General features: G+C 61.0%; 10 protein-coding genes and 2 riboswitches. Of the genes, 5 read left to right on the plus strand and 5 right to left on the minus strand.

Going from position 1 to position 17,052, the window contains the following annotated elements:
• Positions 1-27: 27 nt before the first annotated feature.
• Entirely contained in the window at positions 28-3,738 is a 3,711-nt protein-coding gene (metH, locus tag RMV17_RS12325; RefSeq protein WP_311886674.1) for a methionine synthase, read from the minus strand.
• Positions 3,739-3,893: 155 nt separating this feature from the next.
• Here metH and RMV17_RS12330 point away from each other — a divergent pair, with 155 nt between their 5' ends.
• From RMV17_RS12330 to nfuA, 3 genes are all read left to right on the plus strand, one after another.
• Positions 3,894-6,176 carry a fatty acid cis/trans isomerase gene (locus tag RMV17_RS12330; protein WP_311886675.1) on the plus strand — a complete coding sequence of 761 codons (2,283 nt, stop codon included), beginning with the start codon at positions 3,894-3,896 and terminating at the stop codon, positions 6,174-6,176.
• A gap of 180 nt (positions 6,177-6,356) precedes the next feature.
• Positions 6,357-7,379 carry an acyltransferase gene (locus RMV17_RS12335; RefSeq protein WP_311886676.1) on the plus strand — a complete coding sequence of 341 codons (1,023 nt, stop codon included), beginning with the start codon at positions 6,357-6,359 and terminating at the stop codon, positions 7,377-7,379.
• Between the two features lie 57 nt (positions 7,380-7,436).
• The gene (gene nfuA, locus RMV17_RS12340; RefSeq protein ID WP_007912592.1) at positions 7,437-8,021 is read left to right on the plus strand and encodes a Fe-S biogenesis protein NfuA; all 585 of its coding nucleotides are present in this window, start codon (positions 7,437-7,439) and stop codon (positions 8,019-8,021) included.
• A gap of 159 nt (positions 8,022-8,180) precedes the next feature.
• On the opposite strand, the gene cobM is transcribed toward nfuA, so the two are convergent.
• The 4 genes from cobM to RMV17_RS12360 form a co-directional block, all read right to left on the minus strand.
• On the minus strand, positions 8,181-8,927 hold the full coding sequence (cobM, locus tag RMV17_RS12345) for a precorrin-4 C(11)-methyltransferase (protein WP_311886677.1): 747 nt from the start codon (positions 8,925-8,927) through the stop codon (positions 8,181-8,183).
• Between the two features lie 81 nt (positions 8,928-9,008).
• Positions 9,009-9,422 (minus strand): cobalamin biosynthesis protein, encoded by a 414-nt coding sequence (locus RMV17_RS12350; protein WP_311886678.1) that lies wholly within the window; start codon positions 9,420-9,422, stop codon positions 9,009-9,011.
• The gene (locus tag RMV17_RS12355) at positions 9,419-10,117 is read right to left on the minus strand and encodes a CbtA family protein (protein ID WP_311886679.1); all 699 of its coding nucleotides are present in this window, start codon (positions 10,115-10,117) and stop codon (positions 9,419-9,421) included. Before RMV17_RS12355 ends, RMV17_RS12350 begins: the two co-directional genes overlap by 4 nt.
• Before the next feature lie 11 nt (positions 10,118-10,128).
• The gene (locus tag RMV17_RS12360) at positions 10,129-10,326 is read right to left on the minus strand and encodes a CbtB domain-containing protein (protein ID WP_311886680.1); all 198 of its coding nucleotides are present in this window, start codon (positions 10,324-10,326) and stop codon (positions 10,129-10,131) included.
• Between the two features lie 123 nt (positions 10,327-10,449).
• Positions 10,450-10,672, minus strand: a riboswitch (cobalamin riboswitch).
• 1,049 nt (positions 10,673-11,721) lie between these two features.
• Positions 11,722-11,934: riboswitch (cobalamin riboswitch) on the plus strand.
• A 97-nt stretch (positions 11,935-12,031) separates the two neighbouring features.
• Here RMV17_RS12360 and cobW point away from each other — a divergent pair.
• Positions 12,032-13,105 carry a cobalamin biosynthesis protein CobW gene (gene cobW, locus RMV17_RS12365; RefSeq protein WP_034154301.1) on the plus strand — a complete coding sequence of 358 codons (1,074 nt, stop codon included), beginning with the start codon at positions 12,032-12,034 and terminating at the stop codon, positions 13,103-13,105.
• Between the two features lie 3 nt (positions 13,106-13,108).
• Positions 13,109-16,957, plus strand: a complete 3,849-nt coding sequence (gene cobN / locus RMV17_RS12370) for a cobaltochelatase subunit CobN (RefSeq protein WP_311886681.1) — start codon at positions 13,109-13,111, stop codon at positions 16,955-16,957.
• Positions 16,958-17,052 lie beyond the last annotated feature (95 nt).

Genomic DNA, 17,052 nt, shown 5'->3' on the forward strand with positions numbered 1-17,052 from the left:
AGAAGGCTCCCAGGCCCTTGGCCGGACTCAGTTGTCGTAACCCAGATTCGGCGCCAGCCAGCGCTCGGTCACGCTCAATTCCTGGCCTTTGCGCGAGGTGTAGCTGGCGACCTGATCCTTGTCGACCTTGCCCACGGCAAAGTACTGCGCCTGCGGATGGGCGAAGTACCAGCCGCTGACCGCTGCCGCCGGGAACATCGCGTAGTGCTCGGTGAGGAACACACCGCTGCGGCCGGCGCGCATTTCTTCGGCTTCCGGGTCGAGCAACGCGAACAGCGCCGCCTTCTCGGTGTGATCCGGGCAGGCCGGGTAACCCGGAGCAGGGCGGATGCCGCTGTACTGCTCTTTGATCAACGCTTCGTTGTCGAGGGTTTCGTCCTTGGCATAACCCCAGTGCTCTTTACGCACTTGCTGGTGCAGCCATTCGGCGCAGGCTTCGGCCAAACGGTCAGCGAGGGCTTTGACCATGATCGAGTTGTAGTCGTCGCCAGCGTCCTGATAAGCCTTGGCGACTTCTTCGGCGCCGATGCCGGCGGTGGTGATGAAGCCCCCGACGTAGTCAGTCACTTCACTGTCCTTCGGCGCAACGAAGTCGGCCAGCGAGAAGTTTGGTTTGCCGTCGGTCTTGATGATCTGTTGACGCAGGTGATGCAGCTTGGCCAATGGCTGGCCGTCATCGCCGTACAGTTCGATATCGTCGTCATGCACCTGATTGGCCGGCCAGAAACCGAACACTGCGCGGGCGCTGATCAACTTCTCGTCGATCAGCTTGGCGAGCATTTCCTGCGCGTCCTTGTACAGCGCGGTGGCGGCTTCACCGACCACTTCGTCTTCAAGGATGCGCGGGAACTTGCCGGCCAGGTCCCACGAAATGAAGAACGGCGTCCAGTCGATGTATTCGGCCAGCACCTTGAGGTCGATGTTGTCCAGCACCTTGCTGCCGGTGAAGGTCGGTTTGACCGGCTGATAATTCGCCCAGTCGAACTGTGGCTTCTTGGCGATCGCGGCGGCGTAGCTCAGACGCTCGGTGCGGGCGCTGCGGTTGGCGGTGCGTTCACGGACTTCAACGTATTCGGCACGGGTTCTTTCAACAAAACCGGCTTTCAATTCTTTCGACAGCAGTTGCGTGGCCACGCCGACCGCGCGGGAGGCGTCGGTTACGTAAACCACGGCATCGTTGCTGTACTTCGGCTCGATCTTCACCGCGGTGTGCGCTTTGGAAGTCGTCGCACCACCGATCATCAGCGGCAGGTGGAAGTCCTGACGCTGCATCTCACGGGCAACGTGGACCATTTCATCCAGCGACGGCGTGATCAGGCCGGAGAGCCCGATGATGTCGCACTTCTGCTCTTTGGCCACCTGCAGGATCTTCTCCGCCGGCACCATCACGCCGAGGTCGACGATGTCATAGCCGTTGCAGCCGAGCACCACGCCGACGATGTTCTTGCCGATGTCGTGCACATCGCCCTTCACCGTGGCCATGAGGATCTTGCCCTTGGCTTCCGGCTTGTCGCCTTTTTCCAGTTCGATGAACGGGATCAAGTGCGCCACGGCCTGCTTCATCACCCGGGCGGATTTCACCACCTGCGGCAGGAACATTTTGCCGGCGCCGAACAGGTCGCCGACGATGTTCATGCCGGACATCAGCGGGCCTTCGATCACTTCGATCGGACGGGCGAACGACTGACGCGATTCTTCGGTGTCTTCAACAATGTGCGTGGTGATGCCTTTGACCAGCGCATGTTCCAGACGCTTGTTGACCTCCCAGTTGCGCCACTCTTCGGTCTCGGCTTCCTTGACGCTGCCGTCGCCCTTGTACTTGTCGGCGATGGCGAGGAGGGCGTCGGTGCCTTCCGGGGTGCGGTTGAGAATTACATCTTCAACAGCGTCGCGCAGCTCTTGCGGGATCTGGTCGTAAATCTCCAGCTGACCGGCGTTGACGATGCCCATGGTCAGGCCCGCGCGGATCGCGTACAGCAGGAACACCGAGTGGATCGCCTCACGCACCGGGTTGTTGCCGCGGAACGAGAATGACACATTGGACACGCCGCCCGAAGTCAGCGCGTACGGCAGCTCGTCGCGGATGTAGGCGCAGGCGTTGATGAAGTCGACTGCGTAGTTGTTGTGTTCTTCGATACCGGTGGCGACGGCGAAAATGTTCGGGTCGAAGATGATGTCTTCCGGCGGGAAGCCGACTTCGTTGACCAGAATGTCGTAGGAGCGTTTGCAGATTTCTTTCTTGCGCGCTTCGGTGTCGGCCTGGCCGGCTTCGTCGAACGCCATCACCACCACCGCCGCGCCGTAGCGCTTGCACAGTTTGGCGTGATGGATGAACTGCTCGACGCCTTCTTTCATGCTGATCGAGTTGACGATGCCCTTGCCCTGAATGCACTTCAGGCCGGCTTCGATGACTTCCCATTTGGAGGAGTCGATCATGATCGGCACGCGCGAGATGTCCGGTTCACCGGCAATCAGATTGAGGAAGGTCACCATGGCCTTCTTCGAATCGAGCATGCCTTCGTCCATGTTGATGTCGATCACCTGCGCGCCGGCCTCGACCTGTTGCAGGGCGACTTCCAGCGCTTCGGTGTAGTTGTCTTCACGGATCAGGCGGGCGAATTTCGCCGAGCCGGTGATGTTGGTGCGCTCGCCGACGTTAACGAACAGCGAGCTACGATCGATGGTGAACGGCTCCAGACCCGAGAGACGGCAGGCCTTGGGGATGTCCGGAATCTGACGCGGCGCGTAACCGGCGACGGCTTTGGCGATGGCTTCGATGTGCCCCGGTGTGGTGCCGCAGCAACCGCCGACGATATTGAGGAAGCCGCTCTGGGCGAATTCTTCGATGACCTTGGCGGTTTCCGACGGCAGTTCGTCGTACTCGCCGAATTCGTTCGGCAGGCCGGCGTTCGGGTGCGCGGACACGTGGGTGTTGGCCTTGTTCGACAGCTCTTCCAGGTACGGACGCAATTCACTGGCGCCGAGGGCGCAGTTGAGGCCGACGGAAATCGGCTTGGCGTGCGCCACCGAGTTCCAGAACGCTTCGGTGGTCTGCCCCGACAGGGTGCGGCCGGAGGCGTCGGTGATGGTCCCGGAAATCATGATCGGCAGTTCGAGGTGCAGCTCTTCGAACACGCCTTGCACGGCGAAGATCGCCGCTTTGGCGTTGAGGGTGTCGAAAATGGTTTCGATCAGGATCAGGTCGGCGCCGCCCTCGATCAGGCCTTTGGTGGCTTCGGTGTAGTTTTCCACCAATTCATCAAAGGTGACGTTGCGATAGCCTGGGTTATTGACGTCGGGCGACAGCGAACAGGTGCGGCTGGTCGGGCCGAGCACGCCGGCAACGAAACGCGGCTTGGCCGGGTTCTCGGCGGTCTTGGCGTCGGCAACCTTGCGCGCCAGACGTGCGCCTTCTACGTTTAGTTCGTACGCCAGTTCTTCCATGCCGTAGTCGGCCATGGAAATGCGCGTGGCGTTGAAGGTGTTGGTTTCGAGGATGTCGGCGCCGGCATCCAGATAGGCTTTCTCAATGCCGCCGATCACGTCCGGACGGGTGATGACCAGCAGGTCGTTGTTGCCCTTGACGTCACTCGGCCAGTCCGCGAAGCGTTTGCCGCGATAATCCTGCTCTTCGAGCTTGTAGCTCTGGATCATCGTGCCCATACCGCCGTCGAGTATCAGGATGCGCTCTTTGAGAGCTTGCTTGAGAGCTTGAAGGCGGACGCTGCGATCGGACATTTGGACTACTCGGAAAGACCATTACGAAGGAGCGGGATCATAGCAAACCTGTGCGCTTTTGGAGCATGCGGGGCTTTTGCATGAATATCGCTCATGTTGGTACGAGCGTCATACTGTAGACTCGCGGCGTTTTTTTCAGGATCGGGATCAAGGGCATGTCGTACCGCGTCATCAGCATTGTTTTGCTGTTCTTAAGCTGGGGCGCCGTTGCGCAAGAGCCCTCGATCTCATACAGCCGTGATATCCAACCGATCTTCACCGAGAAGTGCGTGGCCTGCCATGCCTGCTACGACTCGGCCTGCCAGTTGAATCTGGGCAGTGGCGAGGGCGCGGCCCGTGGCGCGAGCAAGATGCCGGTCTACGACGGCGAACGCACACAAGCGGCGCCGACTACCCGACTGTTCTACGACGCCTTCGGCAAACGTGCCTGGCAGCAGAAAGACTTCTATTCAGTGCTCGATGCCCAGGGCAGTCAGGCCGCGCTGATGGCGCGCATGCTCGAGCTGGGCCATAAAACGCCGCTGACGCCCAACGCCAAACTGCCTGAAGACATTGTGCTGGGCCTGAATCGCGAGAACATGTGCGCGTTGCCTGCCGAATTTGAGGGTTATGCCGGTGCGCATCCGAAAGAAGGCATGCCGCTGGCGGTGACCGGGCTGACCGATCAGCAATATCAGACGTTGCAGCGTTGGCTGGCATCCGGAGCGCCGATTGACGAGCAAGGCCTGGCGCCGAGCGCGAAAGAGGCGTTGCAGATCGTCCAGTGGGAAAATCTGCTCAATACTCCAGGCGCCCGGCAGAGTCTGGTCGGCCGCTGGCTGTACGAGCACTTGTACCTCGCGCACCTCTATTTCAAGGATGGTGAGCCGGGGCATTACTTCCAGTGGGTGCGTTCGCGCACGCCGACCGGGCAGCCGATCGACCTGATCGCCACCCGTCGCCCCAACGACGATCCGGGCACCCAGGTGTATTACCGCTTGTGGCCGGTGCAAGGGGTGATCGTGCACAAGACCCACATCACCTACCCGCTGAGCGCGGCGAAGATGGCGCGGGTGAAAAGCCTGTTTTATAGCGGCAACTGGCAGGTCAACGCGCTGCCCGGTTACGGCCCGCAGAGCCGCGCCAATCCATTTGCCACGTTCGAAGCGATTCCGGCGCAGGCGCGTTATCAGTTCATGCTCGATAACGCCGAATACTTTGTCCGCACCTTTATTCGCGGCCCGGTGTGCCGTGGGCAGATTGCGACCGACGTGATTCGTGACAACTTCTGGGCGCTGTTCCAGGCGCCGGAACACGACCTCTATATCACCGACCCGAACTATCGCGGCCAGGCCACGCCGTTGCTGGCCATGCCCGGGCAGAACGACGATGTCGGCAGTGTGTTGAGCCTGTGGCGCAACTACCGCGACAAGCGCAATGAATATGAGGCCCTGCGCCGCGACAGCTACGCCGATCTCCCGGCCCCGAGCTGGTCGACCCTGTGGGCCGGCAATGACAACGCGTTGCTGAGTATTTTCCGTCACTTCGACAGCGCTTCGGTGACCAAAGGCCTGATTGGCGAGGTGCCGCAGACGATGTGGCTGTTTGACTATCCGCTGCTCGAACGCACCTATTACCAGTTGGCAGTCAACTTCGACGTGTTTGGCAACGTCTCGCATCAGGCGCAAACCCGGTTGTATTTCGACCTGATCCGCAACGGCGCCGAGCAAAACTTCCTGCGCCTGATGCCTGCCGACTCTCGTGAGGATTTCCTCGACGATTGGTACCAGAGCAGCGGCCAGTTCAAGATGTGGCTCGATTATGAGGCGATCGATGACGACAAACCGACCGCGCTGAAGCTCGATGAGAAAAACCCGAAATACGACTTCGCCATGCAATTGTTGGCGCGTTACGGCGATCTCAATGCGCGCCCGGACCCAATCAATCGCTGCGATGGCGCCTACTGCTCGCGGCCGAATATCGACCCGGCGCTGCAAAATGCCGAGCAGGCGCTGAGCCGCCTGACTTCGCGTCCGGCGGCCGGTTTGAAGGTTATCGATCAGTTGCCGGAAGCAACGATGCTGCGCATTGAAACCGCCAGCGGCAAACGCGAGGTCTACAGCCTGATGCGCAACCGCGCGCACAGCAACGTAGCGTTCCTGCTCGGTGAATCACTGCGCTATCAGCCTGGGCTGGACACCCTCACGATTTATCCGGGCGTGCTCAGCAGTTATCCGAATTTCATCTTCAATATCCCTGCCGCTCAAGTGCCTGAATTTGTCGATGCCATGGAAAACGCCAAGGATGCCAATCGCTTCGAGAAAATCGTCGAACGCTGGGGAATCCGTCGCAGTCATCCGCAATTCTGGTTCTATTTCCATGATCTGAGCCAGTATCTGCACGAAACCGACCCGGTGGAAGAGGGCGTGCTGGACATGAACCGCTACGAGAATCTTTGATCGTTTGAGATTGGCCTGCTGTCACAGATTTTGAGCAATCCTCATTTCCTGTGGGAGCGGGCTTGCCCGCGAAGGCGGAGTGTCAGCCAGCATCAATGTTGAATGTGACTGCCTCTTCGCGGGCAAGCCCACTCCCACAGGGTTCAGTGGTGTTTTAGAGACTGTGAGCAGGAGCGGGCGATGTTGATTTCAGTGCAAGCCCTGCGTGCGCTTGCAGCGTGGGCGGTGGTCTGCCATCACTTCATGCAGATTTTCTTCGACTTCCAGGCACGCGGGCCGATCGGGCAGCTGTTCATCGACAAGGGCGCGGTGGGCGTCGACATCTTCTTTGTCATCAGCGGTCTGGTGATTTTCCTCTCGACCGAAAACAAAGCGCTGCCGCCCGCGCGTTTCCTGCTGTATCGGCTTTTTCGCATCGTCCCGGCGTACTGGCTTTACACGCTGTTGATGGCACTGCTGGTGGTATTCGCCCAGCCGTTACTGCCGGATCAGACGGTGGACTGGGGCCATCTGTTGCTGTCGTTGCTGTTCATTCCTACCGAGAATCCCGGCGGCTACGGCATCTATCCGACGTTGAATGTCGGCTGGACGTTGAATTACGAAATGCTTTTCTACCTGCTGTTTGCCTGGGCGCTGCTGTTTCGCTTGCAGGTGCGGTTGTTGGTGGTCGCGGCGCTGTTGTTTGCCGTGTGTCAGGCCTGGACCGGGTTCGGCTGGGTCAGCGCGTTCTATCGCTCGGACATCGTTTACGAGTTTCTGCTGGGGATCGGCATTGGCATGCTCTATCGCCGGGGCTGGATCGGCGCCGGTTTATGGTTGCCGCTGGCTGGCATCATCGCGGCACTGCTGACGATCTATCATTTGGCACCGGCGCCGCGGTTGCTCAACTGGGGTTTGCCCAGTGCGGTGTTGGTGTTGTCCTGCATGGCGCTGGAGCGGTATGTCGAGCGCAGTCGCGTGCTCAAACTGCTCGGCGATTGCTCGTATTCGGTGTATCTGATGCACGTTCTGGTGTTGTCGGCGGGTGGTTTTATCGCGCGGCGCTACGGTATCAACCCGTATTTGATGTTTGTCGTGTGCGCGCTGGCCATCGGCGTTGGCTCCTGGTTGAGCTACGAATGGGTGGAAAAACGCAGCTATCGCTGGCTCAAGGCGCGGATCGACGACGGGGCGGACGAGAATCTTTCCCGACAAAAATACTAGGACTTTGTCCGGCGCAACGATTGGCGTAAACTGCGCCCAAGCCTGCGAGGAGTTTCCATGACCGCTATTACCATTACCGACGCCGCTCACGATTACCTGGCCGATCTGCTCTCCAAGCAGAACACCCCGGGCATCGGCATCCGCGTCTTCATCACCCAGCCTGGCACCCAGTACGCCGAAACCTGCATTGCCTACTGCAAGCCGGGCGAAGAAAAACCTGAAGACACCGCGCTGGGGCTGAAAAGCTTCACCGCTTACATCGATCACTTCAGCGAAGCGTTTCTCGATGACGCCGTTGTCGACTACGCCACCGACCGCATGGGCGGCCAGCTGACCATCAAGGCGCCAAACGCCAAAGTGCCGATGGTCAACGCCGACAGCCCGGTCAATGAGCGCATCAACTACTACCTGCAAACCGAAATCAACCCGGGGCTGGCCAGCCACGGCGGTCAGGTCAGCCTGATCGATGTGGTTGAAGACGGCATCGCCGTGCTGCAGTTCGGTGGCGGTTGCCAGGGCTGCGGCCAGGCGGACGTAACCTTGAAGGAAGGCATCGAGCGCACTCTGCTTGAGCGCATTCCTGAGCTGAAGGGCGTTCGCGACGTGACCGACCACACGCAGAAAGAAAACGCCTACTACTAAGGTGTTCGCTGCGGACATGAAAAACGGCGCCCCGTGAGCGCCGTTTTTTTATGGGTGAGTTTTTTATGGATGAAATGTACTGACGCCTTCGCGAGCAGGCTCGCTCCCACTTTTGGAATGAGGTCAAATGTGGGAGCGAGCCTGCTCGCGAAAGGGCCTTCAAGGGCGATAGAGGTGAGCATGCCCAGCGCGATACAACGATGACTCGCTAAACACCTCACTGCCCAAAACGCGCCCAACCAGAATCAACGCCGTACGCCGAAACCCTTTGGCCTCGACCTTCCCGGCGATATCCGCCAGCGTTCCCACCACCCAATCCTGATCCGGCCACGTCGCCCGGTGAATCACCGCAATCGGGCAGTCCGCGCCGTAATGCGGCAGCAGTTCCGCCAGAATCTTCTGCAGATGGTTAACCCCCAGATGAATCGCCATCGTCGCACCATGCTGCGCCAGACTGCCGAGCTCTTCGCCTGCCGGCATCGCGGTCTTGTCGGCGTAGCGGGTCAGAATCACGCTTTGCGACACGTCCGGCAACGTCAGCTCCGCACCGAGTAACGCCGCACAGGCTGCCGTTGCCGTCACTCCCGGAATGATCTCGAACGGAATATCCAGCTCGCGCAGATAACGGATCTGCTCACCGATCGCGCCATACAGACTCGGATCGCCGGAATGCACCCGCGCCACATCCTGACCCTTGGCGCGTGCGGTCTTGATCAGTTCGATGATCTGCTCCAGATGCAGTTCAGCGCTGTTCACCACCATTTCCGCCTGATGGCCATCGAGTACTGCAGCAGGCACCAGCGAGCCTGCGTAGATAATCACCGGGCAGCTGCGGATCAGCCGCTGGCCTTTGACGGTAATCAATTCCGGGTCGCCGGGGCCGGCGCCGATGAAGTAGACGGTCATCGTTGAATCCTGAGTAAAAGAGGGCACAACCGCGTTGCAGATGAACAACGCTCATGATCAATGGCGGGGATTATCGGAATTTTACGCCGCGCCGGCCAATGCCAACGTGGCCTGAGCGTATTTCTGCCGGGAAATCAGCAATTTTGCCGGAGCCTGAATCAGCTGTTCGGCGAGTGCCAACGCTGCACTTTCCGCCACGCCGTAGCAACCGGTGCGCTCGTAGGCAATTTGCGAATGGTGGCTGAGTCGTTGCTGATAACTGGCCAGTTCTTCGCTGCTGAAGTACAGCAAGGGCAGGGCCAGTTGCGTGGCAAGTTCTTGCAGGCCCGGCTCGTCGCGCTTCAGGTCGATGCTGGCCAATGCCTTGACCGCTTCAAGCTCTATGCGATGCGCCTGTAAGGCTTGGTCGAGTAACGCGCGCAGCGTGCTGGCCGGGCAGCCGCGCTGGCAGCCCAGACCGACCACGAAGGTCGGCGCTGCGCTGTCATCGGTCATGCGTGGTATTGGCCAGCGCTTTTGCGGCGGAACAACCAGGCGCTGATCAGGCCCAAGGCGAGCCAGAACGCCACGTTGGTCAACTGCGAAGCGATTTTGAACTGAGCTTCCAATGCCTCGGGGGCGAGCATCGAATGCACTTCCGGTTGCGGCGCGCCGATCACGTGCGGCACGGCGAGGATGGCCACGCCGAGGATCTTCATCAGCCAGTGGCGGCTGAACACGATGAGAGCCAGGCCGGCAGCGGTCGAAGCGGCCGTGCCGATCCACCACGTCTGCCGCGAAGCCAGATCGGCTGCAGCGGTGCCGGGCAGTTCAGGCGGCAGGCCCAAGGTCGGCGCAAGCACGAACGTCGCATAACCGGCCAGACCCCAGAGCAGACCTTGCGAGGTTTTTGTCGGTGCACGCAGGGTGTAGAGGCCGGCGAGCATCAGGGCGAAACCGACGGCCACCACCAGATTGCCGCCCGTGGTCGAAACCACGCGCTGCCAGCCGTCTTCCGGCTCCCAGGCGTCGGCATCGTGGGTGTGCGCAGCCACGCCAGCGGCGTGTTCGTGAACCGCCACCGGCTCGGACTTCTCGAAGGTTTCCGCCTGCAGAATCAGCGGCGAGACCCAAAAGCTTTGCAGCAGGGTGAGGAGCAGGGCGGCCAGCAGACCGGTGAAACCTGCGGTTTGCGCAATACGCTTGATCATGTCGGCAGGTCTCAGTGGCACGGGAACGCGGCGCTGTGGCGGGTATCGTGGGCGGCGTTGTGCACCGCTTCGATGTGCGAGAAACCGGCGAAGTAGACCAGGCTGGCGCCGAGGATCGACGCAAAGATCGCGGCGCTCAGGCGTTGGCTCAGGGTGGCGGTGCTGGTGATTTTGTCCGTGTTGCTGCCGGTGCTGCTGATGATCGACATGGCGCTTCCCTCTGGAGTGTCAGCGGGTGATTTGAGCGCATGAAAACCCCTGCGGGTCGGGCTCGCAGAGGTTCGAACAGCGCCCGCCCACCGCGGGTTTGTTATGTTCAGCGACGCACAAGGTGCGGGCTGTGTGTTGCGGGCCGGTCTCCGGGCTCACGAGGGGTTGGCGTCAGGCCGACCTGCAAGCGTCACCTTCCCATGCCGCACTGGCACAGTGGTTTTGACGCTTCGCTCGCTTACCGTTGCGGGGGCAGCACTGGACTGACATGGGCTTGAGTAAAGCACATGATTCACCGGTTTCCCGTTTCACCCTGTGAAGGGCACCCGTAACAAGTTGTGTAGGAGAGCATGAGGCGGGGATTTGAGTCAATGAATGGGGGGCATATCCGTTGCTGCGGTAACGGCTGCTTAGGGTTCCGCCCTTACGGCGGGTCACTTTTTACAAACGCCTAAAAAGTAACCAAAAACGCTTTGCCCTGACGTTCGGCCCGCTCGCTAAAGCTCGGGGTTCCTTCGCTCCGGGATTGATCCGGGGGGCATCGTCTACGGTTTGCTTCGCTGCACCTCCTCTCGATGTGTTTGGCTGCGCCAAACGGTCGCTACGCTCCCCCCCCCGGATCAATCCCTCCACTCAGCCTGCCGACGGGCTCCGAGATCAAGATCAAGAGCAGGCGAGCTGACACTCGGCCTATTGAGTGGTGAGGAGCACAGCGTGTTCGGCTTTGGTTTTGTGGTGAATTCTCCCCTCATCGGAACGCCGCCCGCCCAGCCCTCTCCCGGAGGGAGAGGGAGCCGATTTGTGGGCTTTTCAGAATCTGAGTTCAACTCGATATCGCACGTCGGCGTACCTCCTCCAAACACCTCAATCAGTTCCCTCTCCCTCCGGGAGAGGGCTAGGGTGAGGGGCTTTTGATCTGGCTTGTGATTTTTGCTTTTCAAAGCCTGAGTTCGACTCGGTATCGCACGTCGGCGTACCTCCCCCAAACACCGAGATCAGTCCCCTCTCCCTCTGGGAGAGGGCTAGGGTGAGGGGCTCTTGATCTGGCTTTGGTTCTTGATCTGGCTTTTGATCTGGCTTTTTTGCCCCTTCGGCAGGCCGAGCGAAGGTGTTCATCCGGGGGGTAGGCGCGCAGCGCCGTTCGACGAAGTCGAACACATCGAGAGGAGGTGCAGCGAAGCAAACCGTAGGCGATGCCCCCGGATGGACACCGTAGTGAGGGAACACTGAGCCTCAGCGAAGTGCCGTACGCCGGGGCAAAGCCTTTTGCTTACTTTTCGGCGTCTGGAAAAGTGAGTCGCTGTAAGAGCGAAACCGCCAGCGGCGGCACCCGCAGCAAAGGATATGCTCACATAACCAAACCCCAACCCCATTGACCCATAAGCAAGCCATGCGTAGCCTTGCGCCTTCGAGGTTCTTCGGCCCACGCCGAAGCTAAGAAGGGAACGCGGTCAATGCCGCGGCTGCCCCCGCAACTGTGAACGGTGCTGTTCGCTGCCACGCCACTGCCAGCTCAACTTATGAGCCAGCGGGAAGGCGCAGCAAACGCCAGGCCCAACGCCTGAACACCGTCAGCCAGGAGACCTGCCTCGCACAGATTCTCACTACAACCGGGCGGGGTGATCCGGTGGCGAACGCTTCCGGCGCGCACGCGCGTTGCCGGTTCTCGTCCCGTATGCCCGCCGCTTGCCAAAGGGCATACCGATGAAAACACTGGCCAAACTCCCCGTCACCATCGTCACCGGCTTCCTCGGCTCGGGCAAAACCACACTGCTGCGGCACATGCTCGACAACGCTCAGGGCCGCCGCATCGCGGTGATCGTCAACGAGTTCGGCGAGTTGGGCATCGACGGTGAAATTCTCAAGCAATGCACCATCGGTTGCACCGAAGAAGAAGCCACCGGCCGCGTTTACGAACTGGCCAACGGCTGCCTGTGCTGCACCGTTCAGGAAGAATTCTTCCCGGTGATGCGCGAACTGGTCGCGCGTCGCGGCGATCTCGACCACATCCTCATCGAAACTTCCGGTCTGGCCCTGCCAAAACCTTTGGTGCAAGCCTTCCAGTGGCCGGAAATCCGCAGTGCCTGCACCGTTGACGCGGTGATCACCGTGGTCGACAGCCCGGCCGTGGCCGCTGGCACTTTCGCTGCGTTCCCGGATCAGGTCGATGCTCAGCGCAAACTCGACCCGAACCTCGATCACGAATCGCCGCTGCACGAACTGTTCGCCGACCAACTGGCCAGCGCCGACCTCGTCATCCTCAACAAGGCCGACCAGACCAGCCCGGAAGATCTCGCTCGCGTCCGCGCTGAAGTCGCCGAAGAGCTGCCACCGGCGGTGAAAATCATCGAAGCCAGCAACGGCCGTCTGCCGCTGGACGTGCTGATCGGCCTCGGCGCCGGTTCCGAAGAACACATCGACAGCCGTCACAGTCACCACGACCATCACCACGGTGAAGGCGATGATGATCACGATGACCACGATCACGACGCCTTCGATTCGATCTCCATCGAACTGCCGCAGGCCGACGAAAGCCTGCTGCTCGATGCCCTGACGCAACTGGTGGTCAAGCACGGCATCCTCCGTGTCAAAGGTTTCGCTGCCATTCCGAACAAGCCGATGCGCCTGCTGATCCAGGGCGTGGGCACGCGTTTCGACAAGCATTTCGACCGTCAGTGGGGCGCCGATGAAGCGCGCGTCACGCGTCTGGTGCTGATCGGCCAGGAACTCGACGCCGCCCAACTCGAAGCGCAACTGCGCGCCGCGCTCAGCGTTTAAGCCATGCACCTGCTCAGGACTCAGCCCGGCGGTTTCGTCTCGGATGACAACATTGCCGACCTTGGCCAAACCCCCGCCGAGCTGGTGATCCTGTGCAGCGGCGACTCTAGCCTCGCGCTGCTCGCCGAAGCCGCGCAGCAGTTGCCCGAGGATTACCCGAGCCTGCGTCTGGCCAATCCGATGCAGGTGCAGAATCACGCTTCGGTCGATCTGTACGTCGATGAAGTGTTGCGTCACGCCAAGGTGATCCTGATCTCGCTGCACGGCGGCATCGCCTATTGGCGTTACGGCGTCGAGCGTCTGATCGAGTTGTCCGAGCGCGGTGTGCAGGTGATTCTGGTGCCGGGCGATGACCGGCCCGATCCGGAGCTCAGCGACCTGAGCACCGTCAATGCCGAGGATCGCGACCGGCTCTGGCAATTCTTGCGGCAGGGCGGTATGGGCAATGCGCTGGATTTCTTCCGCTGCCTGGCCACCCGTTGGCTCGCCCGCGATTACGCTTGGGAAGAACCGCAAGCCCTGCCGCGCACGGCGATTTACCACCCGAATAAAACCAGCGCCGCACTGAGTGACTGGCAAGCCGAATGGCTGCCCGAGAACCCGGTCGCGGCGGTGCTGTTTTACCGCTCGCATTTGCAAGCGGCGAACACCGCGTTCATCGATGTTTTCTGCCAGCGCTTGCAGGTGGCGGGTCTTAATCCGTTGCCCATCGCGGTGGCCAGTCTGAAAGAGCCCGGCTGCCTGACGGTAGTCGAGGATTGGTTGGATGAGATCGAGGCCGGTGTAATTCTCAACACCACCGGATTCGCTCAGTCCAGCCCCGAAGCGCCGCACTTGCGGCCGTTTCGCCGCGACATCCCGGTGATTCAGGCGATCTGCGCGCAGGACAACGAGCCTGGTTGGCGTGACAGCGAGCAGGGCCTCGGCCCGCGCGATCTGGCCATGCACATTGCCTTGCCGGAACTCGACGGACGCATCATCAGCCGGCCGATCAGCTTCAAGGATCTGGCCTGGCGCAGTGAGCGCAGTCAGTCCGATGTGGTCTGCTATCGCGCGCAGCCTGAGCGCATGGATTTTGTCGCCGAACTGGCGCGGCGCTGGATCGATCTGGCGCGGGTGCCGAACGGCGAAAAACGCATCGCGTTGATTCTCGCCAACTACCCGACCCGTGATGGCCGCATCGGAAACGGCGTCGGTCTCGACACGCCGGCAGCGGCGCTGAATATTTTGCGTGCCTTGCAAGCTGAGGGATATCCGCTCACCGCTGAGCTGCCGGAGAGCGGCACCGAGTTGATCCAGCAATTGCTCGGCGGCGTCAGCAACGATCTCGACACGATTGACCTGCGCCCGTGCCAGCAAAGCCTGGCGATGGACGATTATTTAGCGATGTTCAATGCGCTGCCCGAGGCCAATCGCGCCGCCGTGATTGAGCGTTGGGGTGCGCCGCAAAACGATCCGATGTGCCGCGACGGCCGCATGATGATCGCCGGCACTCGCTTCGGCCTGACCTTTGTCGGCATTCAACCGGCGCGTGGTTATCAGGTTGACCCGAGTGCGGTCTATCACGATCCGGATCTGGTGCCGCCCCACGCTTATCTGGCGTTCTATTTCTGGCTGCGCAACACCTACGACGCCCATGGCGTGATCCACGTCGGCAAGCACGGCAACCTCGAATGGCTGCCGGGCAAAGGCGTGGGCCTTTCGGAAAACTGCTGGCCGGACGCATTGCTCGGGCCGCTGCCGAATATCTACCCGTTTATCGTCAATGATCCGGGCGAGGGCGCGCAGGCCAAACGGCGCACGCAAGCGGTGATCATCGATCATCTGATGCCGCCGCTGACCCGCGCCGAAACTTACGGTCCGTTGCGCAATCTGGAGTTGCTGGCCGACGAGTATTACGAAGCGCAGTTGCTTGATCCGCGCCGCGCCCGCGAACTGCAGCGCGACATTCTGCAACTGGTGCGCGAGACGCAGATCGACCGCGAACTGCAACTCGACGCCGGACTGGACAGCGACGCCGACGCGGCGATCTGGTTGCCGCGCCTGGATACGTATTTGTGTGATTTGAAGGAATCGCAGATTCGCGATGGTTTGCACATTTTTGGTGAGTCACCGAGCGGCCGTTTGCGCATCGATACGTTATTGGCGTTACTGCGCATTCCGCGCGGTGACGGCAAAGGCGCGCAATCAAGCCTTTTGCGCGCACTCGCCAAGGCATTCGAACTGGGTTTCGATCCGCTCGATTGCGCGTTGGCCGACCCATGGACCGGCCCGCGTCCCGAAGCACTGCAAGCGCAAAGCGATGAAGTCTGGCGCACCGCCGGCGACACCCGCGAACGCCTTGAACTGTTTGCCACACAGCTGATTTCCCAAACCCTGCACGATCCCTGTGGGAGCGAGCTTGCTCGCGAAGGCGTCGTGTCAGCCAACACTTCATTCACTGACACACAGCTTTCGCGAGCAAGCTCGCTCCCACAGGGATCGGGGGGGGCTGATGTGAATGCGATTATCCAGTCGCTGCGTGAAGTCGTCGCTCCACGCCTGGACGCCTGCGGCCCTGCTGAAATGCGCGGCCTGCTCGACGCCCTCAGCGGCCGCTTCGTCCCCGCCGGCCCAAGCGGTGCACCCAGCCGCGGTCGCCTCGACGTTCTGCCCACCGGCCGCAATTTCTACTCGGTGGACGTGCGCAACCTGCCGACCACCACCGCATGGCGCATCGGTTTCCAGTCGGCGACGTTGATTCTGGAACGGCACCTGCAGGACCACGGCGATCACCTGCGCCAGCTCGGTTTGTCGGTCTGGGGCACGGCCACCATGCGCACCGGCGGCGATGACATCGCTCAGGCCATGGCGCTGATGGGCGTGCGTCCGGTATGGGCCACCGGCAGTCAGCGCGTCGATGATTTCGAAATTCTGCCGCTGAGCCTGCTCGACCGACCGCGTGTCGACGTCACACTGCGGGTTTCCGGATTTTTCCGCGATGCCTTCGCCAACCTGATTCGTCTGTTCGACGCGGCGGTGCAGGCAGTAGCGGCACTGGACGAGCCGGACGATCTCAACCCGTTGGCCGCCAAAGTGCGTGCCGAACGCGAGGCGCTGCTGCAATCGGGCCTCGATGAGGACACCGCGCGGCGCCAGGCCGGCTGGCGGATTTTCGGCGCCAAGCCCGGTGCTTATGGCGCCGGTGTGCAGGGCGCGATCGATGGGCGCTTGTGGCAGAGCCGCGAAGACCTTGCCGAGGTCTATCTGAACTGGGGCGCCTACGCTTACGGCGGTTCTGACGAAGGCACCGCCGCCCGCGAGCAATTCGTCCAGCGTCTGAGCCAGGTGCAAGCAGTGCTGCAGAATCAGGATAACCGCGAGCACGACTTGCTCGATTCCAACGACTATTACCAGTTCCAGGGCGGCATGCTGGCTGCCGTGGAAAGCCTGCGTGGTGAAGCCGCGGCGAGTTATCACGGCGATCACAGCCAGCCGGATCTGCCGAAGATTCGCACCTTGAAAGAAGAACTGAACCGGGTGATTCGCTCGCGCGCAGCCAATCCGAAATGGATCGACGGGGTCAAGCGCCACGGCTATAAAGGCGCGTTCGAAATGGCCGCGACGGTCGACAACCTGTTCGCGTTCGATGCGACGACGCAATTGATCGATGATCATCAGTATGCGTTGCTGGCGGATGCCTATTTGCTTGATCCGGCGACTCGGGAGTTTGTGCGCGAGCATAATCCGCATGCGCTGAGGGACATGACCGAACGGATGCTGGAAGCGCAGCAACGCGGGATGTGGCAGGCGCCGGGGGCTTATAAAGAGGCGCTGGAGAATCTACTGTTGGATATTGAGGAAGATATGTAGCCGGTCGAAAGCTACCCTCACCCCAGCCCTCTCCCGGAGGGAGAGGGGGCCGATTTGTGTTGGCTTTGAGGCCTGAGTTCAACTCGATAGTTCAG

Origin of the sequence: Pseudomonas sp. VD-NE ins, from assembly GCF_031882575.1 — a bacterium.
Classification (GTDB): domain Bacteria; phylum Pseudomonadota; class Gammaproteobacteria; order Pseudomonadales; family Pseudomonadaceae; genus Aquipseudomonas; species Aquipseudomonas fluorescens_BZ.